Below are 21,856 nucleotides of genomic sequence, written 5' to 3' on the forward strand. Positions count from 1 at the left end.
GGGGTGAGCCTGGCGGGGGGAGCACTGACTGCCGTACCGATGGCGTGGCGCTCGGCGGACGAGCCGCCCCTCACCCTCCCGCGCGACCCCGCGCGGGAGGCGGCGCGCCGCGAGCTGTCCAAGGGCATGTACCACCAGAACGACCCCAGTTGGTACGAGCGCGCGATGGACGCCTTCTGGGAGTGGCTCGACAAGGTGTTCGGCGCCGCCTCGGCCGCCACCCCGGGCGGCCCGCTCGGCCTCGTCGTCATCGTCCTGGCCGTACTGGCCCTCCTGGGAGCCCTGTGGTGGCGCCTCGGCACCCCACGCCGCGCCGCCGCCTCCGCCACCGTGCTCTTCGACGACCGCCCCCGCAGCGCCGCCGAACACCGGGCCGCCGCCGAGGCGCAGGCCGCCCAGGGCCACTGGAACCAGGCCGTCCAGGAACGCATGCGCGCCGTCGTCCGCTCCCTGGAGGAACGCGCCCTGCTCGACGCACGCCCCGGCCGCACCGCCGACGAGGCCGCCTCCGAAGCGGGCTCGGCACTCCCCGCCCACGCGGACCGACTGCGCGCCGCCGCCCGGGACTTCGACGATGTCACGTACGGCGGCCGATCCGCGTCCGAGGAAACGTACCTCCGGCTCGCCGCCCTCGACACCGACCTGGAACGCACCAGGCCCGCGCTGGCGGGCAGCGCCTCCGGCACCGCGGACACGGCCCGCGGCACCCGCCCGGGAGCCGCCGAATGACCACCGGGGCCACGCATCCGTCCACCTCGGCCTCGCCCACGGCCCGTCAGGTGTGGACCCGCGCGCGCGGGATCGTCCTCGCGGCGGTGATCCTCCTTGCGGCGGCCGCCGTGATCGCCGTGATCCGCTCCGGCGCCGAACACGGCCGCCTGGATCCGCGCTCCGCCGACACCGACGGCAGCCGCGCGATCGCCGAACTCCTCGACGACCGGGGCGTGTCCACCCGGCTGGTCACCACCCTCGACCGGGCGAGCAGCGCCGTCGGCCCCGACACCACCCTCCTCGTCGCCGCCCCGGACCTGCTGACCGACGCCCAGCAGAACCGCCTGCGCGCGGCGACCGAGAACTCCGGCGGACGCACGGTCCTGGTGGCCCCCGGCTCCCCGTCCGTGAGCACCCTCGCCCCCGGCGTCACCGCCGACGCCGCCCTCAGCCTGGACTCCGCCCTCAGGCCCCGCTGCGAACTGCCCGCCGCCCGCCGCGCGGGCAGCGCCGACACCGGCGGGATCCGCTACGACGTCACCGCGGGCGCGGCCGACACCTGCTACCCGGAGAACGGCCTGCCGACCCTGGTGCGCGTCCCGGCCGCCGAGGGCAACGGCGACACCGTCGTCCTCGGCGCCCCCGACATCCTCCTCAACAGCAGCCTCGACGAGCAGGGCAACGCCTCCCTCGCCCTCCAACTCCTCGGCTCGCGCCCCCATGTGGTCTGGTACCTCCCCTCGCTCGCCGACTCGGCCCCCGACGCGGGCAACCGCAGCTTCATCGACCTGCTCCCCTCGGGCTGGCTCTGGGGCACCCTGCAGCTCTTTTTCGCCGCCGCCCTCGCGGCCTTCTGGCGGGCACGCCGATTCGGCCCGCTGGTGCCCGAGAGAATCCCCGTCGCGATCCGCGCGTCCGAAACCGTCGAAGGCCGCGCCCGCCTCTACCGCAAGGCAGACGCCCGCGACCGCGCGGCCGCCGCTCTTCGCTCCACCACCCGCACCCGCCTCGCCCCCCTCGTCGGCGTCCCCGTCTCCCGGGCACACACGCCCGAGGCCCTGCTCCCCGCCCTGTCCGCCCACCTCCACGGCGACGGACAGCCCCTGCGCCCTCTCCTCTTCGGCCCGCCGCCCGGCGACGACAGGGCCCTCATCGCCCTCACCGACCAACTCGACGCCCTCGAAAGAGAGGTACGCCGTTCATGATGGACCCGACCACTGACAACGCCGCGGCCACCGGGGACCCGGGCACCGCCCGTGCCTCCCTGGAGGCCCTGCGCGCCGAGATCGCCAAAGCCGTGGTCGGCCAGGACCCCGCCGTGACCGGACTCGTCGTCGCCCTCCTGTGCCGCGGACACGTCCTGCTCGAAGGAGTCCCCGGGGTGGCGAAGACCCTGCTCGTCCGCGCCCTCGCCGCCGCACTCGAACTCGACACCAAGCGCGTCCAGTTCACCCCGGACCTCATGCCGAGCGACGTCACCGGCTCCCTCGTCTACGACACCCGCAGCGCCGAGTTCTCCTTCCAGCCCGGCCCCGTCTTCACCAACCTGCTCCTCGCCGACGAGATCAACCGCACGCCCCCCAAGACCCAGTCGTCCCTCCTCGAAGCGATGGAGGAACGCCAGGTCACGGTCGACGGCACCCCGCGCCCGCTCCCGGACCCGTTCCTGGTCGCCGCGACCCAGAACCCGGTCGAGTACGAGGGCACCTACCCCCTTCCCGAAGCCCAACTGGACCGCTTCCTCCTCAAACTGACGGTCCCGCTTCCGTCCCGCGAGGACGAGATCAGCGTCCTCACCCGCCACGCACAGGGCTTCAACCCGCGCGACCTGCGCGCCGCCGGCGTACGCCCCGTCGCGAACGCGGCCGACCTCGAAGCCGCCCGCACCGCCGTGGCCAGGACGACCGTCTCCCCCGAGATCACCGCCTACGTCGTGGACATCTGCCGCGCCACCCGGGAATCCCCGTCCCTCACCCTCGGTGTCTCCCCCCGAGGCTCCACGGCCCTCCTCGCGGCCTCCCGCGCCTGGGCCTGGCTGACGGGCCGCGACTACGTCACCCCGGACGACGTCAAGGCACTCGCCCTCCCGACCCTCCGCCACCGCGTCCAGCTCCGCCCGGAGGCCGAGATGGAGGGCGTGACGGCCGACTCGGTCATCAACGCGATCCTCGCCCACGTCCCCGTCCCCCGCTGATGGCCCCCACCGGACGCGCCGCGCTCCTCGCGGCCCTCGGCACCCTCCCCGTAGGCATCTGGGAGCCCAGCTGGACGGGCATCCTCGCCGTCAACGCCCCCCTGGCCCTGGCGTGCGCCTGCGACTACGCCCTCGCCGCTCCAGTACGCCGCCTGGGCCTCCTTCGCTCCGGCGACACCTCCGCACGCCTGGGCGAGACCGCGGACATCACCCTCACGGTCACCAACCCCACCAACCGCCCCCTGCGCGCCCACCTCCGCGACGCCTGGCCCCCCAGCAGCTGGCCGGCCGGCACCGAAGTGGCCGCCTCCCGCCACCGCCTCACGATCCCGGCGGGCGAGCGCCGCCGCGTCACCACCCGGCTGCGCCCGACCCGCAGGGGCGACCGTCAGGCGGACAGGGTCACGATCCGCTCCTACGGCCCCCTCGGCCTCTTCGCTCGCCAGGGCAGTCACAAGGTCCCCTGGACCGTACGCGTGCTCCCCCCGTTCACCAGCCGCAAGCACCTGCCGTCCAAGCTGGCCCGCCTACGTGAACTCGACGGCCGCACCAGCGTCCTGACCCGGGGCGAGGGCACGGAGTTCGACAGCCTCCGCGAGTACATCCCCGGCGACGACACCCGCTCCATCGACTGGCGCGCCACCGCCCGCCAGTCGTCGGTGGCGGTACGCACCTGGCGTCCCGAACGAGACCGCCACATCCTCCTCGTCCTGGACACCGGCCGCACCTCCGCGGGCCGCGTGGGCGACGCCCCCCGCCTGGACGCCTCCATGGACGCGGCTCTCCTCCTCGCCGCCCTCGCCTCCCGCGCCGGCGACCGCGTGGACCTCCTCGCCTACGACCGGCGGGTCCGAGCCCTCGTCCAGGGCCGCTCGGCGGGCGACGTGCTGCCGTCCCTGGTCAACGCCATGGCCCCGCTCGAACCGGAACTCGTCGAAACGGACGCCCGGGGCCTCGCGGCCACCGCCCTCCGCACGGCCCCCCGCCGCGCCCTGATCGTCCTGCTCACCACACTCGACGCGGCCCCCGTGGAACAGGGCCTTCTCCCTGTTCTGTCCCGCCTCACGCAGCGCCACTCGGTCCTGGTCGCGTCGGTCGCCGACCCGCACATCGCCCGTATGGCCGACTCCCGAGGCACCACGGACGCGGTCTACGAGGCCGCGGCGGCCGCCCAGTACCAGGCGGACCGCCACCGCACCGCCGAACAACTCCGGCGCCACGGTGTCACCGTGGTCGACGCGACCCCGGACGACCTGGCGCCGGCCCTCGCGGACGCCTATCTGGCGCTGAAGGCGGCAGGACGCCTGTGATGTGAGGGCTCGATATGAGGGATTGATATGAGGGGTGGGTGGGGAGCCCCGAAACGGTCCGGAAACGCAGAAAGGCCCACACCATAAGGTGTGGGCCTTTCCCAATATTTGTTCGGCGGCGTCCTACTCTCCCACAGGGTCCCCCCTGCAGTACCATCGGCGCTGTAAGGCTTAGCTTCCGGGTTCGGAATGTAACCGGGCGTTTCCCTCACGCTATGACCACCGAAACACTATGAAACACTCAACCGCACCACACCGTGACCATGGCATGGGGTTGTTCGTGGTTTCAGAACCAACACAGTGGACGCGAGCAACTGAGGACAAGCCCTCGGCCTATTAGTACCAGTCAACTCCACCCGTTACCAGGCTTCCATATCTGGCCTATCAACCCAGTCGTCTACTGGGAGCCTTACCCCATCAAGTGGGTGGGAATACTCATCTCGAAGCAGGCTTCCCGCTTAGATGCTTTCAGCGGTTATCCCTCCCGAACGTAGCCAACCAGCCATGCCCTTGGCAGAACAACTGGCACACCAGAGGTTCGTCCGTCCCGGTCCTCTCGTACTAGGGACAGCCCTTCTCAATATTCCTGCGCGCGCAGCGGATAGGGACCGAACTGTCTCACGACGTTCTAAACCCAGCTCGCGTACCGCTTTAATGGGCGAACAGCCCAACCCTTGGGACCGACTCCAGCCCCAGGATGCGACGAGCCGACATCGAGGTGCCAAACCATCCCGTCGATATGGACTCTTGGGGAAGATCAGCCTGTTATCCCCGGGGTACCTTTTATCCGTTGAGCGACGGCGCTTCCACAAGCCACCGCCGGATCACTAGTCCCGACTTTCGTCCCTGCTCGACCCGTCGGTCTCACAGTCAAGCTCCCTTGTGCACTTACACTCACCACCTGATTGCCAACCAGGCTGAGGGAACCTTTGGGCGCCTCCGTTACTCTTTAGGAGGCAACCGCCCCAGTTAAACTACCCATCAGACACTGTCCCTGATCCGGATCACGGACCCAGGTTAGACATCCAGCACGACCAGACTGGTATTTCAACGACGACTCCACCCGAACTGGCGTCCGAGCTTCACAGTCTCCCAGCTATCCTACACAAGCCGAACCGAACACCAATATCAAACTGTAGTAAAGGTCCCGGGGTCTTTCCGTCCTGCTGCGCGAAACGAGCATCTTTACTCGTAGTGCAATTTCACCGGGCCTATGGTTGAGACAGTCGAGAAGTCGTTACGCCATTCGTGCAGGTCGGAACTTACCCGACAAGGAATTTCGCTACCTTAGGATGGTTATAGTTACCACCGCCGTTTACTGGCGCTTAAGTTCTCAGCTTCGCCACACCGAAATGTGACTAACCGGTCCCCTTAACGTTCCAGCACCGGGCAGGCGTCAGTCCGTATACATCGCCTTACGGCTTCGCACGGACCTGTGTTTTTAGTAAACAGTCGCTTCTCGCTGGTCTCTGCGGCCACCCCCAGCTCAAGCAGCAAGTGCTATCACCGGTGATGGCCCCCCTTCTCCCGAAGTTACGGGGGCATTTTGCCGAGTTCCTTAACCATAGTTCACCCGAACGCCTCGGTATTCTCTACCTGACCACCTGAGTCGGTTTAGGGTACGGGCCGCCATGAAACTCGCTAGAGGCTTTTCTCGACAGCATAGGATCATCCACTTCACCACAATCGGCTCGGCATCAGGTCTCAGACTATGTGCCAGGCGGATTTACCTACCTGACGTCCTACACCCTTACCCCGGGACAACCACCGCCCGGGATGGACTACCTTCCTGCGTCACCCCATCACTCACCTACTACAAGTCTGGTCCGTCGGCTCCACCACTTTCCTTTCCCCGAAGGGTCCGGAACGGCTTCACGGACTTAGCATCGCCTGGTTCAGTGTTTGACGCTTCACAGCGGGTACCGGAATATCAACCGGTTATCCATCGACTACGCCTGTCGGCCTCGCCTTAGGTCCCGACTTACCCTGGGCAGATCAGCTTGACCCAGGAACCCTTGGTCAATCGGCGCAAACGTTTCTCACGTTTGTATCGCTACTCATGCCTGCATTCTCACTCGTGAACCGTCCACAACTCGCTTCCGCGGCTGCTTCACCCGGCACACGACGCTCCCCTACCCATCCCAGCAGGCGTTGGCCCTCAATGCTGGAATGACACGACTTCGGCGGTACGCTTGAGCCCCGCTACATTGTCGGCGCGGAATCACTAGACCAGTGAGCTATTACGCACTCTTTCAAGGGTGGCTGCTTCTAAGCCAACCTCCTGGTTGTCTCTGCGACTCCACATCCTTTCCCACTTAGCGTACGCTTAGGGGCCTTAGTCGATGCTCTGGGCTGTTTCCCTCTCGACCATGGAGCTTATCCCCCACAGTCTCACTGCCGTGCTCTCACTTACCGGCATTCGGAGTTTGGCTAAGGTCAGTAACCCGGTAGGGCCCATCGCCTATCCAGTGCTCTACCTCCGGCAAGAAACACACGACGCTGCACCTAAATGCATTTCGGGGAGAACCAGCTATCACGGAGTTTGATTGGCCTTTCACCCCTAACCACAGGTCATCCCCCAGGTTTTCAACCCTGGTGGGTTCGGTCCTCCACGAAGTCTTACCTCCGCTTCAACCTGCCCATGGCTAGATCACTCCGCTTCGGGTCTTGAGCGTGCTACTGAAACGCCCTGTTCGGACTCGCTTTCGCTACGGCTACCCCACTCGGGTTAACCTCGCAACACACCGCAAACTCGCAGGCTCATTCTTCAAAAGGCACGCAGTCACGACGCACCAAGTAAACTTGATGCGCGACGCTCCCACGGCTTGTAGGCACACGGTTTCAGGTACTATTTCACTCCGCTCCCGCGGTACTTTTCACCATTCCCTCACGGTACTATCCGCTATCGGTCACCAGGGAATATTTAGGCTTAGCGGGTGGTCCCGCCAGATTCACACGGGATTTCTCGGGCCCCGTGCTACTTGGGTGTCTCTCAAACGAGCCGTCAATGTTTCAGCTACGGGGGTCTTACCCTCTACGCCGGACCTTTCGCATGTCCTTCGCCTACATCAACGGTTTCTGACTCGTCCTGTCGCCGGCAGACGACAGAAGAGAGATCCCACAACCCCGTATACGCAACCCCTGCCGGGTCTCACACGCATACGGTTTGGCCTCATCCGGTTTCGCTCGCCACTACTCCCGGAATCACGGTTGTTTTCTCTTCCTGCGGGTACTGAGATGTTTCACTTCCCCGCGTTCCCTCCACTTGCCCTATGTGTTCAGGCAAGGGTGACAGCCCATGACGACTGCCGGGTTTCCCCATTCGGAAACCCCCGGATCAAAGCCTGGTTGACGACTCCCCGGGGACTATCGTGGCCTCCCACGTCCTTCATCGGTTCCTGGTGCCAAGGCATCCACCGTGCGCCCTTAAAAACTTGGCCACAGATGCTCGCGTCCACTGTGCAGTTCTCAAACAACGACCAACCACCCATCACCCCGAACCAGAAGTCCGAGTGCACTGGGGCCGGCACTGAAGGCAGCCATACGGCCATACCCTCAGACACCCAACAGCGTGCCCGGCATCCCTCACCACTCCGATCAGCTTTCCACGCCCCCGAAAGGACAGTACTCACAGCCTGAGATGACTCAAGACGCCGAATAATCAACGTTCCACCCATGAGCAACCACCGCAGAACATTCGCCTGCGTTATGGCCCTGGACCACCGGGCAAGCCCGGCAGCCTAGATGCTCCTTAGAAAGGAGGTGATCCAGCCGCACCTTCCGGTACGGCTACCTTGTTACGACTTCGTCCCAATCGCCAGTCCCACCTTCGACAGCTCCCTCCCCGTAAGGGGTTGGGCCACCGGCTTCGGGTGTTACCGACTTTCGTGACGTGACGGGCGGTGTGTACAAGGCCCGGGAACGTATTCACCGCAGCAATGCTGATCTGCGATTACTAGCAACTCCGACTTCATGGGGTCGAGTTGCAGACCCCAATCCGAACTGAGACAGGCTTTTTGAGATTCGCTCCGCCTCACGGCTTCGCAGCTCATTGTACCTGCCATTGTAGCACGTGTGCAGCCCAAGACATAAGGGGCATGATGACTTGACGTCGTCCCCACCTTCCTCCGAGTTGACCCCGGCAGTCTCCTGTGAGTCCCCATCACCCCGAAGGGCATGCTGGCAACACAGAACAAGGGTTGCGCTCGTTGCGGGACTTAACCCAACATCTCACGACACGAGCTGACGACAGCCATGCACCACCTGTCACCCGACCACAAGGGGGGCACCATCTCTGATGCTTTCCGGGCGATGTCAAGCCTTGGTAAGGTTCTTCGCGTTGCGTCGAATTAAGCCACATGCTCCGCTGCTTGTGCGGGCCCCCGTCAATTCCTTTGAGTTTTAGCCTTGCGGCCGTACTCCCCAGGCGGGGAACTTAATGCGTTAGCTGCGGCACCGACGACGTGGAATGTCGCCAACACCTAGTTCCCACCGTTTACGGCGTGGACTACCAGGGTATCTAATCCTGTTCGCTCCCCACGCTTTCGCTCCTCAGCGTCAGTAATGGCCCAGAGATCCGCCTTCGCCACCGGTGTTCCTCCTGATATCTGCGCATTTCACCGCTACACCAGGAATTCCGATCTCCCCTACCACACTCTAGTCTGCCCGTATCGAATGCAGACCCGGGGTTAAGCCCCGGGCTTTCACATCCGACGCGACAGACCGCCTACGAGCTCTTTACGCCCAATAATTCCGGACAACGCTCGCGCCCTACGTATTACCGCGGCTGCTGGCACGTAGTTAGCCGGCGCTTCTTCTGCAGGTACCGTCACTTTCGCTTCTTCCCTGCTGAAAGAGGTTTACAACCCGAAGGCCGTCATCCCTCACGCGGCGTCGCTGCATCAGGCTTTCGCCCATTGTGCAATATTCCCCACTGCTGCCTCCCGTAGGAGTCTGGGCCGTGTCTCAGTCCCAGTGTGGCCGGTCGCCCTCTCAGGCCGGCTACCCGTCGTCGCCTTGGTGAGCCGTTACCTCACCAACAAGCTGATAGGCCGCGGGCTCATCCTTCACCGCCGGAGCTTTCCACCACCCACAGATGCCTGTAGTGGTTGTATCCGGTATTAGACCCCGTTTCCAGGGCTTGTCCCAGAGTGAAGGGCAGATTGCCCACGTGTTACTCACCCGTTCGCCACTAATCCCCACCGAAGTGGTTCATCGTTCGACTTGCATGTGTTAAGCACGCCGCCAGCGTTCGTCCTGAGCCAGGATCAAACTCTCCGTGAATGTGTACCCGTAATCGGGTGCAAACCACGAGAGCGGAACAGCCAGGCGGAATAAGCCCGGCCGTTCACAGCGTCCTCGCTGTGTTTGTTTCAAAGGAACCTCGACCACCGGAACACTGCCCGGCGGACGGGGTATCAACATATCTGGCGTTGATTTTTGGCACGCTGTTGAGTTCTCAAGGAACGGACGCTTCCTTTGTACTCACCCAAGAACTTCTTCTCGGGCTTTCCTCCGGGCAGTTTCCCTTCGGTCTTGCGTTTCCAACCTTACCAGATCCGTTTTCCGTTCCGTTTCCGGTCGGAATTCATTTCCGGTGGCCGTTTGGAGGGCCTTGCCTATTTGATTGCCTTGCGGCTTTCTTTCGGCGAGTCCGACTTTATCAGAAGTTTTTGGCCGGACTGACCGGCCGTTCGTTTCCGAATCATCGGGTGGGCTCTCTCGGGAATCATATTCACGAGAAGCCGGTAGATTCTCACTGCGCCCTGGGGTATATCCACCTCTAGGCAACTGTTCAAATCTACCTCCCCACGCGCACCGTGTCAACGGCTCTTGCGGGAACGAAGAGGAGACTAACAGCCCGGCGGGGGTGGATGCACATCAGGCGGCTGTGGGGACCGCGGCGCTGCGTTCCTGCTCCTCCACGTCGCCCGTGTCACCGGCGCGCACGGCACGTCCGCCCAGGACATAGACGTAGGCGAGGAAGGCGAGTTCGGCGAGGACGCCGATGCTGATGCGGGCCCACGTGGGCAGGCCGGACGGGGTGACGAAGCCTTCGATGGCGCCGGAGACGAAGAGCACCAGCGCCAGGCCTATCGCCATGCCCAGAGCGGCCCGCCCCTCCTCGGCCAGGGCCACACGCCGGGTGCGCAGGCCCGGGTCGATGACGGTCCAGCCGAGGCGCAGGCCGGTGCCGGCGGCCACGAAGACGGCGGTCAGTTCCAGAAGTCCGTGCGGGAGGATCAGGCCGAGGAAGACGTCCAGACGGCCGGCCGAGGTCATCAAGCCGATGCCGACACCCAGGTTGAGCATGTTCAGGAGCAGGATCCAGAGGACCGGCAGGCCCAGGAAGATGCCCAGGACCAGGCACATCGCGGCGGCCTGGGCGTTGTTCGTCCACACCTGGGCGGCGAAGGACGCGGCGGGATGGCTGGAGTAGTACGTCTCGTACTGGCCGCCCGGGCGGGTCATCTCGCGCAGTGCGTCGGGGGCCGCGATGGAGGCCTGAACCTCCGGATGGGTGCCGATCCACCAGCCGAGGAGCACGGCGACGAGCGTGGAGAGCAGCGCCGTGGGGACCCACCAGTGCCGGGAGCGGTAGACCGCCGCGGGGAAGCCATGGGTCAGGAAGCGGGTGACGTCGCGCCAGGAGGCCCGGCGGTTTCCTGTCACGGCACTGCGCGCGCGTGCCACCAGTTGGCTGAGGCGTCCGGTCAGCTGGGGGTCGGGAGCGCTCGACTGGATCAGGGAGAGATGGGTGGCCGTGCGCTGGTAGAGGGCGACGAGTTCGTCGACCTCGGCGCCGTCGAGGCGGCGCTGGCGGCGGAGCAGGGCGTCGAGGCGGTCCCACTCGGCACGATGGGCGGACACGAAGACATCGAGGTCCATCGGGTGTGCTGCTCCTCGTCCCTCTGCATACCGCGCGTCGACTTGTCGTACTGATCGCACTGGTCGTACTCCGGCGCGATGTGTCCTCAGCTTGGCAGACTGGCCACTCTCGGGGCAGGTCAGGGGATGAACCGGAAGGACTACGGGTGTGAGTGAGCTAGTGACGGGCGAGGCGGTGGCGCTGGAGCTGCGTCCCGCGAAGCTGCCGAGCCGGGCGCTGGCCGTGCTGCTCGACCTGGTCGTGGCCGTGGTCGTGTACCTGGCGGTGGTCCTGATCCTGGTGCTGTCGACGGCCGGACTCGACGAGGCCGCGCAGATGGCGATATCCATCGCGAGTTTCCTGCTCGTCCTGGTGGGCGGGCCGATCGCGGTGGAGACGCTGAGTCATGGGCGTTCGCTGGGGAAGCTGGCGTGCGGGCTGCGGGTGGTGCGGGACGACGGAGGTCCGATCCGGTTCCGGCACGCGCTGGTGCGGGGCGCGGTCGGAGTGGTCGAGATCCTGATGACGTTCGGTGTCGTCGCGTGCATCGCCTCGCTCGTCTCGGCGCGGGGCCGACGGCTGGGTGACGTGTTCGCGGGAACGCTGGTGGTGCGGGAGCGGGTGCCGACCGGACAGACGGCGTTCGTGCCTCCGCCGCCGCCCTGGCTGGTGGGGCGGTTCTCCGAACTCGACCTGTCGGCCGTTCCCGACGGGCTGTGGCTGGCCGTCCGCCAGTACCTGACGCGGATGCGGCAGCTGGACCCGCACGTCGGCGCGGCGATGGCGGAACGTCTCGCCGCGGAGCTCGCGGCACGTACGGGAGCCCCGGCGCCGTACGGGGTGCCGCCGGGCGCCTATCTGGCGGCCGTGGTGCACGAGCGGCAGGCGCGGGAGGCTCGGCAGGCGTTCGCGGGCGCGGCCGGGGGGCCCGGTGGGCCGGGCGCGTCGGCCGGAGGGGCCGGATGGGGTGGGCCGGGGGCTCAGCCCGCGGTCGTCGCTCCGGCGTACGCGCCGCCCGGGGGGTACGTGAGCCCCACTCCGCCTGTGGGCGTCCCGCCGTACGCGGCGCCGGCGGGAGCCGGTGTGCCCGGCGCGGCCGCTCCCCAGGCGCCGGTGGCCGCCCAGCCGCCGCATGCGACGCGGACGCCGCAGACGGCACCGCCTGCCGAACGGCCGAGCACCGGGTTCGCGCCGCCCGCGTGAGCCCCTGCCCGCTCGCCGATCCGGTGTCCGCCGGGCATCACCCTCAGTCGAACGTCGACGGTGGTGTCTCCAGGTGCTCCAGTTCGATTCCGGGTGCCGCCAGGACGACGTCGCCCGCGAGGTGAACGGTGTGCTGCTCACCCGTGTCCAGGGCTGTGACCTGGTACGCGTCCACGGTCAGCGGGCCGTTGTCAGTGGCGTGTGCTTCTCTTTCGATCAACGCCCAGGACTGGTCCAGGGTGCGGGGGGCGAGGACCGGGTCGGTGAAGGCGACGAGGCGAACGCGCGTGGCGGGCGCGGAGGGGGTGAAGCGCAGGAGGCGGGCGGTGGCGATCAGGAAGGCGGGGGAGGTTCCGGTGAAGGCGTGGGCGCGGACGTTGCCTTCGGTGGCCTCCGTGCCGGAGGGATCGGTGCGGACCCAGGTGACGCCGTCGAGGGCGGCGCCGCGGACCTGCCAGCTCGCGGCGTGCAGTTCCAGGCGGATGGGGCGGCCGAGCTCGTCGAGGGCGAGGTCGACGGAACCGGCGTGATCACCGGCCGGGGTGGTCAGTTGCGAGACATAGCGCCAGCCGGACGGGCCGGGCGCGCAGTGGAAGTGTTCTTCGGCGAGGGGGGTGTGGTCGTGCGGGTCGTGGAGCGAATACCGGCCGCGGGGCATGGGGGTCCTGGGTCTTGACGGGCCGGCCCGGTCGACGGGCGGAGCGCGGGGCGAACGGGCAGGCCCCCGGCACGGGGGTGCGGGGGCCTGCCTGGGAGCTGCTGCCCGGACGGGTGCGTCCGTGAGCGACGCACCCTCCGGCGGGTGGATCAGTAGCGGTAGTGGTCCGACTTGTACGGGCCCTCGACCGCCACGCCGATGTACGAGGCCTGCTCGGGGCGGAGCGTGGTGAGCTTCACGCCGAGCGCGGCCAGGTGGAGGCGGGCGACCTTCTCGTCGAGGTGCTTGGGCAGCGTGTAGACGCCGGTGGGGTACTCGTCGGGCTTGGTGAACAGCTCGATCTGGGCCAGGGTCTGGTCCGCGAAGGAGTTGGACATCACGAACGACGGGTGACCGGTGGCGTTGCCCAGGTTCAGCAGGCGGCCCTCGGACAGGACGATGAGGACCTTGCCGTCGGGGAAGGTCCAGGTGTGGACCTGCGGCTTGACCTCGTCCTTGACGATGCCCGGGACCTTGGCGAGGCCGGCCATGTCGATCTCGTTGTCGAAGTGACCGATGTTCCCGACGATCGCCTGGTGCTTCATCCTGGCCATGTCCGAGGCCATGATGATGTCCTTGTTGCCGGTCGTGGTGATGAAGATGTCGGCCGTCTCGACGACCTCGTCGAGGGTCGTGACCTGGTAGCCGTCCATCGCCGCCTGCAGCGCGCAGATCGGGTCGATCTCGGTGACGATGACGCGGGCGCCCTGTCCGCGCAGGGACTCCGCGCATCCCTTGCCCACGTCGCCGTAGCCGAACACGACGGCGGTCTTGCCGCCGATCAGGACGTCCGTGGCACGGTTGATGCCGTCGATCAGGGAGTGGCGGCAGCCGTACTTGTTGTCGAACTTCGACTTCGTCACGGCGTCGTTCACGTTGATCGCCGGGAAGAGCAGCTGGCCGTCGCGCTGCATCTCGTACAGGCGGTGGACGCCGGTCGTGGTCTCCTCCGTCACGCCGCGGATCTCCGAGGCGAGCTGGGTCCACTTCTGGGAGCCGTCGGTGATGGTGCGGTTGAGGAGTTCGAGGATGACGCGGTGCTCGTCGTTCTCGGCGGTGTCGACGGCGGGGACCTTGCCGTCCTTCTCGTACTCGACGCCCTTGTGGACGAGGAGCGTGGCGTCACCGCCGTCGTCGAGGATCATGTTGGGGCCGCCGGTGGGGCTGTCCGGCCAGGTCAGCGCCTGCTCGGTGCACCACCAGTACTCCTCCAGGGTCTCGCCCTTCCAGGCGAAGACCGGGACGCCCTGGGGGTTGTCCACGGTGCCGTTCGGGCCGACGGCGATCGCGGCGGCGGCGTGGTCCTGGGTGGAGAAGATGTTGCAGGAGGCCCAGCGGACCTGGGCGCCGAGGGCGACCAGGGTCTCGATGAGAACGGCCGTCTGCACGGTCATGTGCAGGGAGCCGGTGACGCGGGCGCCGGCCAGGGGCTGTGCCTCGGCGTACTCCTTGCGGATCGCCATCAGACCGGGCATCTCGTGCTCGGCGAGGGTGATCTCCTTGCGGCCGAACGCGGCCAGGGAGAGATCGGCGACCTTGAAGTCCTGCCGGTTGTCGACAGTCGTCATGAAGAGCTGCTCCTCGGTATGTCGGGTCGAGGGTGGATAGGGCTGGTCTGCGCGGCGGCGGACACAGGGGTGCCCCGAAGGGACACGGGCAGGCCCGCGTGCGCGCAGCGCAGTCCGTCGGAGGCCCTCTCTCCCTCGGCCGGTCCTCGGTGGGACCGCCCGACCGCCATCAGCAGCGACGTCTGGCTCCGTCCCAAGCTACACCGGTCGGCCCTGCCTGCCCCAGTCCGCCTGCGTACGGATCGAGCCGAAGCGGGTGAGGGCCCGGCGCGATCCGCGGCCGAGGTGCGTGTGCGGCGGCCCGTGCGGGGCGGGAACGGGGAAGGGCCCGTCGCGCGTGTGCGCGACGGGCCCCGGGGCGACGGTGCCCGTGGTGCGGCCGGTGGATCGGTGCTCGGCGATGGATCAGTGCTCGGCGGTGGGGGCCGGGCCGCCGGGGGCGGCCTCGGGGTCGGCGCCCCTGGCGGCCTCGGCCTCGCTGTAGATGTCGGGTTCGAGGTAGATGACGCGGGCGATCGGGACGGCCTCGCGGATGCGGGCCTCGGCGGCGTCGATCGCACGGGCGACCTCGGTGGCCGTCTCGTCGTGCCGGACGGCGATCTTGGCGGCGACCAGCAGTTCCTCGGGGCCGAGGTGGAGTGTGCGCATGTGGATGATGGCGGGGACCGTGTCGCCGTCGACGATCGCGGCCTCGATCTTCCTGACCTGCTCCACACCGGCGGCCTCGCCGAGGAGCAGGGACTTGGTCTCGGCGGCGAGGATGATCGCGATCAGGATGAGCAGGACGCCGATGCAGAGGGTGCCGATGCCGTCCCAGACCCCGTCGCCGGTGAGCAGGGCGAGGCCGACGCCGCCGAGGGCGAGGACCAGACCGACGAGGGCGCCGAGGTCCTCCAGCAGGACGACGGGCAGCTCGGGGGCCTTGGCGTGACGGACGAAATCGGTCCAGGACTTGCCGTTGCGCAGGCCGTTGGATTCCTTGATCGCGGTCCGGAAGGAGAAGGACTCGGCGATGATCGCGAAGACGAGGACGCCGACCGGCCAGTACCAGTGCTCGATCTCGTGCGGTTCCTTGATCTTCTCGTAGCCCTCGTAGAGGGCGAACATGCCACCGACGGAGAAGAGGACGATGGAGACGAGGAAGGCGTAGATGTAGCGTTCGCGGCCGTACCCGAAGGGGTGTTGCGGGGTCGCCTCGCGCTTGGCCTTCTTGCCGCCGAGGAGGAGCAGCCCCTGGTTGCCGGAGTCGGCCAGGGAGTGCACCGACTCCGCGAGCATCGATGACGAGCCACTGAAGACGAACGCCACGAACTTCGCTGCCGCGATCGCGAGGTTGGCGGCGAGTGCCGCCACGATCGCCCTGGTGCCGCCTGACGCGCTCATGAGTCCGAGGTGTCCCTTCGCCTACGCGTGTGTCTGTGCGTGGACATGGGTACCCACGCTTCCGTCCGTCACCGGCCGGGCTTTGCCCGCCTTTTGCAGGGGGCATTGTTGCAGCCCGGTCCGGCGTCGGTGCGCCAGGCTGTGGATAAGGGCGTTGCCGCCTCTTCCGCGGGGGTGGCGTCCGCTCAGGCGATGACGGTGGCGCGGAACAGGGTGCCCGGTCCGGACACCTCCGCCTTCTCGTCCGCCGGTACGAAGACGGACTCTCCCGGGGCGAGCGTGTGTTCGCCCGCGCGGACCGAGCCGGCCGTGCAGAGGAGGATCTGCGGGGTGGCGCGGGTGAGGTCGTGCGCGGCGGTGGCCTCGGGCAGGACGTAGCGGGAGAGGCGGAACTCGTCGATGGGGGTCTCGTAGACCTCTTCGCCGTCGGGGGACGCCTCGGGGCGCAGGACGCCGGGGTCGGTCGCCTCGAAGCGGACGATGCGCAGGAGTTCGGGGACGTCGACGTGCTTGGGGGTCAGGCCGCAGCGCAGGACGTTGTCGGAGTTGGCCATGATCTCCACTCCGAGGCCGCTCAGGTAGGCGTGCGGGATGCCGGCGCCGAGGAACAGGGCCTCGCCGGGCTGCAGGGTCACGTGGTTGAGGAGCATGGCGGCGATGACGCCGGGGTCGCCGGGGTAGTGGTGGGCGATGTCGGCGTACGGGGTGTAGGCGCCGCCGAGGCGGGCGCAGGCGGCCGCGGCCTCGGTGACCGTGTGGGTCATCTCCTCGGGGTCGGCGGCCAGGACGGCCGTCAACACCTCGCGCAGGGCGGCCTCTTCGGGGTGGGCGTGCAGGAGGTCGACGTACGGCTTGAGGGAGTCGACCTCCAGTGCGGCGAGCAGGCCGGCGGCCTGGACCGGGTCGCGGAAGCCGCACAGGCCGTCGAACTCGGTGAGGGCGCAGATCAGTTCGGGCTTGTGGTTGGCGTCCTTGTAGTTGCGGTGACCCGCGTCGATCGGGACGCCGCGCCGCTCCTCGTCCTCGTACCCCTCCTTGGCCTGTGCGAGGTCGGGGTGGACCTGGAGGGAGAGGGGGGCGCCGGCGGCGAGGAGTTTGAGGAGGAACGGGAGGCGGGGGCCGAACTTGGCGACCGCCCGGGACCCCAACTCGCGTTCCGGGGCTGCGTCGATCACCTGGGTGAGGGGGCCGCGCCCGGTGCGTGAGGGGGCGCCGGGGTGGGCGCCCATCCACATCTCCGCCTGAGGTTCGCCGGTGGGGGCCACGCCGAGGAGCTGCGGGATGGCGGTGGTCGAACCCCAGGCGTAGGGGCGGACGGTGTTGTCGAGGCGGTCCATCGTGTGCGTTTCTCCGTAGGTGGGCAGCCGGCCGAGGACCCGGTCGGGTCGGGCTCCGGTCCAGGTCAGGCTCCGGAAGCGAGCGACAGGTAAACGGCGGCGAAATCCGTGATGGCGATCATCTCCGCGAGGGTCTCCAGGTCGCTGCCCTCCTCCGGTTCCAGCTCGCTGATCGCGGTGCCATGGCCGAGGGCCAGCTCGCGGGCGGCCGGGAGGGCACTCAGCCCACCGGTCGGGCGGTCGCGGACGAGGACCACGCGCGCGTGCAGGACGGGTGCGTCCTCGACGCGGTCGCGGAAGAAGTCGTCGGGGTCCGCGTTCGCGGCGAGCGGGCCGGAGAGCAGCACCGTGTGGGAGGCGAGGGCCTCCGGGAGCTGGGCGGCCAGAGCGGGGCGGCCCGCCAGATCGGCGAGGGCGGAGACGAAGCGGCGGCCCACGGGGCCCGCGGACTGGCCCTCGGTCCAGATCAACGGCAGCGAGTCGGCCAGCTCGGCGGCGAGCGTCTTGGCCGGGTTGCCGTAGGTGGCGATGGCCGGGCCGCAGCGCTCGGCGACCTGGTCGAGGCGGTCGGCGACCTTCTGCAGGGCCTCGGGCGGGGCGGCGACGACACCGGTGCGGTCCAGCAGCGCGAGCATCGGCGTGAGCAGCGCCCACAGGACACCGGGGGCGGCGGCACCGAGGGGCACCTCCTGCTCGTACGGGCCGGTCGCCATCGGTACGAAGAGGCCGTGGGCGCGTTCCATGGCCTCGGCGACGGGGGTGCGGGCGGGGGCCACGGCGACGACCGTGCTGCCCCGGCGGTACGCCTGGTCGACGAGGAGGGAGAGGCCGGGCTCGCTGCCGTCCGCGGTGGCGACCAGGAGGAGGTCGACCGGGCCCGCCCAGCCGGGCAGCTCCCAGCGGAGGGCGCCCGGAGCGGGGGCCACGCCGGTGGGGTGGAGGCGGGTGAGGGGGCAGTTGGCCCCCGCGAGGGCGCCGAGCAGGTCGGCGACGCCCGCGGACGCCATGCCGGGGCCCGCGACGAGGAGGGCGCGCGGGCGCCCGTCCGGTTTCAGGTCGGGGATTCCGGCCTCGATGCCGAGGCGGATGGCCGTACGGACCCGCGCGCCCGCTTCGGCGGCGCCGCGCAGCAGGTCGCGGCGGTCGGCCGCCGACAGGGCGTCGGGGGTGTCTAGCAGCGATTCGTCCAGCATGGGCGGCAGCCTCCGATTCGCCGGGTGCCCTGGTGCGCCTTGTCGCCTGTTCGCCGGGTTTCCCGGCTCGTGCGGGTCACGCCTTGCGCGAGAGCTTGATCGCGCGGGTCACGCGGGGCGGCGGGCCTCGTCGACGAGAAGGACCGGGATGCCGTCCCGGATCGGGTAGGCGAGGCCGCAGTCCTGGCTCGTGCAGGTCAGCTCGGTGTCCTCCTCCGTGAGGGGGGCGTGGCACGCCGGGCAGGCGAGGATCTCCAGGAGGCCGGCTTCGAGCGGCATGTCGGGTCCCTTCGGGGGCGGAATTCGTGCGGTGCGGCCTGGTCAGAGTACCGCCGTGCGGGGGTCGGCGCCGGGGTTGGGGCCGGAGGCGTTCCCTCTCCCCCGTCCCCTGTGCCGGCGGCCACGCCCCTTCGGCCCCGCGCGCCCCACGCGCCCTGTACGCGCGGGGCCCGCCGGTCGGCGCTCACGCCCTGATGATCCCCAGGACGTCGTCGCGGATCTTCGCCATCGTCGCCTCGTCCCTCGCCTCCGCGTTCAGCCTCAGCAGCGGTTCGGTGTTGGAGGGGCGGACGTTGAACCACCAGTCCGCCGAGGAGACCGTGAGGCCGTCGAGGTCGTCGAGGGTGACGTCCTCCCGTTCCCCGTAGGCGGAGCGCACCGCGGCCATGCGGTCCGTCTGGTCGGCGACCGTGGAGTTGATCTCGCCGGAGCCGGCGTAACGGTCGTACCGGGCGACGAGGCCGGAGAGCGGGCCGTCCTGGCCGCCGAGGGCGGCGAGGACGTGGAGGGCGGCCAGCATGCCCGTGTCGGCGTTCCAGAAGTCGGCGAAGTAGTAGTGGGCGGAGTGCTCGCCGCCGAAGATCGCGCCGGTTCTGGCCATCTCGGCCTTGATGAAGGAGTGGCCGACACGGGTGCGTACCGGCGTGCCGCCGTGCTCGCGCACCACCTCCGGGACGGACCAGGAGGTGATCAGGTTGTGGATGACCGTGCCCTTGCCGCCGTGCCTGGCGAGTTCGCGGGCGGCGACCAGGGCGGTGATCGCGGAGGGTGGGACGGGACGGCCCTGCTCGTCGACGACGAAGCAGCGGTCGGCGTCGCCGTCGAAGGCGATACCGAGGTCGGCGCCCTCCTCGCGGACCCGCTGCTGCAGGTCGACGATGTTGGCCGGGTCGAGGGGGTTGGCCTCGTGGTTGGGGAACGTGCCGTCCAGCTCGAAGTACATCGGGACGAGGTCGAGGGGCAGGCCGGCGAAGACCGTGGGGACGGTGTGGCCGCCCATGCCGTTGCCCGCGTCGACGACCACCTTCAGCGGGCGGACGGAGGTCAGGTCGACGAGGCCGAGCAGGTGTGCCGCGTAGTCCTCCAGCGTGTCCCGCGGGGTGATCGTGCCCCGTGTGGCGGCCGGTGCCGGCGCGCCCGACTCGCTCCAGTCCTCCACCAGTTCGCGGATCTCGACGAGGCCGGTGTCCTGGCCGACGGGGGCGGCGCCCGCGCGGCACAGCTTGATGCCGTTGTACCGGGCGGGGTTGTGGGAGGCCGTGAACATCGCGCCGGGCAGGTTCAGCGCGCCCGACGCGTAGTACAGCTGGTCCGTCGAGCAGAGGCCGATCTCGGTCACGTCGACCCCGAGCGCCGCCGCCCCGCGCGCGAAGGCACGCGAGAGGCCGGGCGAGGAGGGCCGCATGTCGTGGCCGGTCACGATGGCGTCCGCGCCGGTCACCCGTGCGAAGGCCGCCCCGAAGAGTTCGGCCAGGGTCTCGTCCCACTGGTCCGGGACCACCCCGCGCACGTCGTACGCCTTCACGATCGTCGACAGATCAGCAGCCACGGCCACATCCTCCAAAGTCCTCGGCGGCGACCCAAACTACCCGCCCGTGCCGGCGGTGGGCCGTGTGACCTCCTGGAACGGTCGGCTGTACGGCGCCGAGGACGACGGGGTGGTGCGCGGACGGGGGAGGGCGGCCACTCGACGAGCGGCTCCGGGACCGCCAACGGCCCGGCTCAGGGCGTCGGTTGACGGCTGTCGGAGAAGGCGGTGCTCAGTTGTCGGGAGAGCGCAGTACCCGGAGGTGGCCGCGGCGGGCGACCTCCATGGGGTCCGCCGCGCGGGGGCCGCCGCCGGCCTCCGCGGTGCGCTGCTGCGGACGGGCCGCCTCGCGCACGGCGTTGGCGAGGGCTTCCAGATCGTCACCGCTGGGGCGCGCGGGGGCCGAGGCGTCCAGCAGCCGTACGACCTCCCAGCCGCGCGGCGCGGTGAGGCGCTCGGAGTGCTCGGCGCACAGGTCGTAGCAGTGGGGTTCGGCGTAGGTGGCGAGCGGGCCGAGGACCGCGGTCGAGTCGGCGTAGACGTACGTCAGCGTCGCGACGGCGGGGCGGCCGCAAGCGGTGCGCGAACAGCGACGTACAGGGCTCACGACGTTGGACGGTACCGCACTCTTGAGCGGGCCGCGACGACTCTCCATCAGGTCACTCCACCGTGTCGTGCTGTGAAACGCCCCACACGCCCCTGCGAACCCAGTGCCGTGACCTGCGAGTAACCCCTCGTCCGGGATGCCGAACGGCACGGAATTCGGTCAAGTATGCGTATAAACCATGCCAATTGGCGCGAGATCAACGGTCTCACAGGGGTACGGAATCGAGCCCAACGTTGGCTGGAATGGTCATCCTCCGACACCGCAGACACCCCTCAAGGCACCGCCGTGCGGCGAGCCGGTTGGACGTGCGGGGTCGGCCGTGGCAGGTCAGCGGCGGCGGGCCGGGGGTGCGGGTCTGGGGTGGCGGCGGGGGCGTGGAGCCGGGCGGGCGGGCCCCTCGGGGATTACGCTTCACAGGTGATGGACAACCTCGTACCGCCCCGCGCCGCCTCCGCACCCGGGCCCCGCCGCCGAGATCGGCACGGCCGGGGGATGCGCGGGCCCATCGCGCCGCCCCAGGTACCGCTCGCGGCGAGTCGCGCGGATGTGTTCGCGGATCTGGTGCAGGACTCCGTGGAGCGGCTGGAGCGGCGGTTGCCGCAGCTGGCGGACATCGACTTCCTCGTGCTGGAGGTGCCTCGGCTCGACGGGCCCGGGGACGGGGCCTGGAACGACGAGGCCGTGCCGCTCGGGGGGACCGTCGCGGCGCGGGAGGGGCGGCCGGCCCGGGTGGTGATCTACCGGCGGCCGGTGGAGATCCGCACCAAGGGGCGCGACGAGCGGGCCGCGCTGGTGCATGAGGTCGTGGTGGAGCAGGTGGCGGAGCTGTTGGGGCTGAATCCGGAGACGGTGGATCCTCGGTACGGGGAGGACTGACGCGGAGGGGTGTGCCTGGGGGTTTTCGCCCCCCGCCGCCCCTCCCCGTCCCGTCCCCCAGGGGCTGCGCCCCTTCGACCACCGTCCGACGGTTCGGTGGGG

At 68.8% G+C, this 21,856-nt stretch carries 15 protein-coding genes and 3 rRNA genes; 6 read left to right on the plus strand and 12 right to left on the minus strand.

The genetic code is table 11. The features are described from left to right. The first annotated feature begins 39 nt into the window (after positions 1-39). Genes H4687_RS19190 through H4687_RS19205 form a run of 4 tightly spaced genes read left to right on the plus strand, consistent with a single transcriptional unit; the run spans position 40 to position 4,215 of the window. Complete coding sequence (locus tag H4687_RS19190) at positions 40-729, plus strand: DUF4129 domain-containing protein (protein WP_050399268.1); 690 nt, start codon at positions 40-42, stop codon at positions 727-729. Further along, a complete protein-coding gene (locus H4687_RS19195; protein ID WP_050399269.1) occupies positions 726-1,916 on the plus strand; it encodes a DUF4350 domain-containing protein in 1,191 nt (396 codons plus the stop codon). The genes H4687_RS19190 and H4687_RS19195 overlap by 4 nt, the downstream gene beginning before the upstream one ends. Further along, positions 1,916-2,905, plus strand: a complete 990-nt coding sequence (locus tag H4687_RS19200) for an AAA family ATPase (RefSeq protein WP_097250044.1) — start codon at positions 1,916-1,918, stop codon at positions 2,903-2,905. The genes H4687_RS19195 and H4687_RS19200 overlap by 1 nt, the downstream gene beginning before the upstream one ends. Beyond that, positions 2,905-4,215 carry a DUF58 domain-containing protein gene (locus tag H4687_RS19205; protein WP_050399271.1) on the plus strand — a complete coding sequence of 437 codons (1,311 nt, stop codon included), beginning with the start codon at positions 2,905-2,907 and terminating at the stop codon, positions 4,213-4,215. Before H4687_RS19200 ends, H4687_RS19205 begins: the two co-directional genes overlap by 1 nt. 110 nt (positions 4,216-4,325) lie before the next feature. On the opposite strand, the gene rrf is transcribed toward H4687_RS19205, so the two are convergent. The 4 genes from rrf to H4687_RS19225 all read right to left on the minus strand — a co-directional run bounded on the left by rrf (position 4,326) and on the right by H4687_RS19225 (position 11,103). Continuing rightward, positions 4,326-4,442, minus strand: a 5S ribosomal RNA gene (gene rrf, locus H4687_RS19210). Positions 4,443-4,531: 89 nt separating this feature from the next. Continuing rightward, a 23S ribosomal RNA gene (locus tag H4687_RS19215) occupies positions 4,532-7,655 on the minus strand. 315 nt (positions 7,656-7,970) lie between these two features. Beyond that, positions 7,971-9,498: ribosomal RNA gene (locus H4687_RS19220) — 16S ribosomal RNA — on the minus strand. The 16S, 23S and 5S rRNA genes sit together here, the layout of an rRNA operon. 597 nt (positions 9,499-10,095) lie before the next feature. Continuing rightward, positions 10,096-11,103, minus strand: a complete 1,008-nt coding sequence (locus tag H4687_RS19225; RefSeq protein WP_046920411.1) for a stage II sporulation protein M — start codon at positions 11,101-11,103, stop codon at positions 10,096-10,098. Between the two features lie 148 nt (positions 11,104-11,251). Between H4687_RS19225 and H4687_RS19230 the strand changes: the two genes are divergently transcribed. After that, positions 11,252-12,286, plus strand: a complete 1,035-nt coding sequence (locus H4687_RS19230; protein WP_192781693.1) for an RDD family protein — start codon at positions 11,252-11,254, stop codon at positions 12,284-12,286. Between the two features lie 43 nt (positions 12,287-12,329). On the opposite strand, the gene H4687_RS19235 is transcribed toward H4687_RS19230, so the two are convergent. The 8 genes from H4687_RS19235 to H4687_RS19270 all read right to left on the minus strand — a co-directional run bounded on the left by H4687_RS19235 (position 12,330) and on the right by H4687_RS19270 (position 20,926). Beyond that, positions 12,330-12,944: a hypothetical protein gene (locus tag H4687_RS19235; protein WP_050398372.1), complete on the minus strand. Its 615-nt coding sequence runs from the start codon at positions 12,942-12,944 to the stop codon at positions 12,330-12,332. A 149-nt stretch (positions 12,945-13,093) separates the two neighbouring features. Next, positions 13,094-14,551 (minus strand): adenosylhomocysteinase, encoded by a 1,458-nt coding sequence (ahcY, locus tag H4687_RS19240; protein ID WP_005485655.1) that lies wholly within the window; start codon positions 14,549-14,551, stop codon positions 13,094-13,096. A 405-nt stretch (positions 14,552-14,956) separates the two neighbouring features. Next, positions 14,957-15,934 carry a cation diffusion facilitator family transporter gene (locus tag H4687_RS19245; protein ID WP_046919445.1) on the minus strand — a complete coding sequence of 326 codons (978 nt, stop codon included), beginning with the start codon at positions 15,932-15,934 and terminating at the stop codon, positions 14,957-14,959. Between the two features lie 185 nt (positions 15,935-16,119). Next, a complete protein-coding gene (manA, locus tag H4687_RS19250) occupies positions 16,120-17,271 on the minus strand; it encodes a mannose-6-phosphate isomerase, class I (RefSeq protein WP_046919444.1) in 1,152 nt (383 codons plus the stop codon). A 65-nt stretch (positions 17,272-17,336) separates the two neighbouring features. Next, a complete protein-coding gene (locus H4687_RS19255; protein ID WP_046919443.1) occupies positions 17,337-18,464 on the minus strand; it encodes an SIS domain-containing protein in 1,128 nt (375 codons plus the stop codon). 108 nt (positions 18,465-18,572) lie between these two features. Further along, positions 18,573-18,743, minus strand: coding sequence for a Trm112 family protein (locus tag H4687_RS19260; protein WP_005485663.1), 171 nt, complete (start codon positions 18,741-18,743; stop codon positions 18,573-18,575). 184 nt (positions 18,744-18,927) lie between these two features. Next, entirely contained in the window at positions 18,928-20,292 is a 1,365-nt protein-coding gene (locus H4687_RS19265; protein ID WP_046919446.1) for a phosphomannomutase/phosphoglucomutase, read from the minus strand. Between the two features lie 211 nt (positions 20,293-20,503). Beyond that, positions 20,504-20,926, minus strand: coding sequence for a DUF3499 domain-containing protein (locus H4687_RS19270; RefSeq protein ID WP_046919442.1), 423 nt, complete (start codon positions 20,924-20,926; stop codon positions 20,504-20,506). A 372-nt stretch (positions 20,927-21,298) separates the two neighbouring features. Here H4687_RS19270 and H4687_RS19275 point away from each other — a divergent pair, with 372 nt between their 5' ends. Then, complete coding sequence (locus tag H4687_RS19275; protein WP_097251401.1) at positions 21,299-21,754, plus strand: metallopeptidase family protein; 456 nt, start codon at positions 21,299-21,301, stop codon at positions 21,752-21,754. The last annotated feature ends 102 nt before the right edge of the window (positions 21,755-21,856 follow it).

It is taken from the genome of Streptomyces stelliscabiei (assembly GCF_014873495.1).
Taxonomy (GTDB): Bacteria; Actinomycetota; Actinomycetes; order Streptomycetales; family Streptomycetaceae; genus Streptomyces; species Streptomyces bottropensis.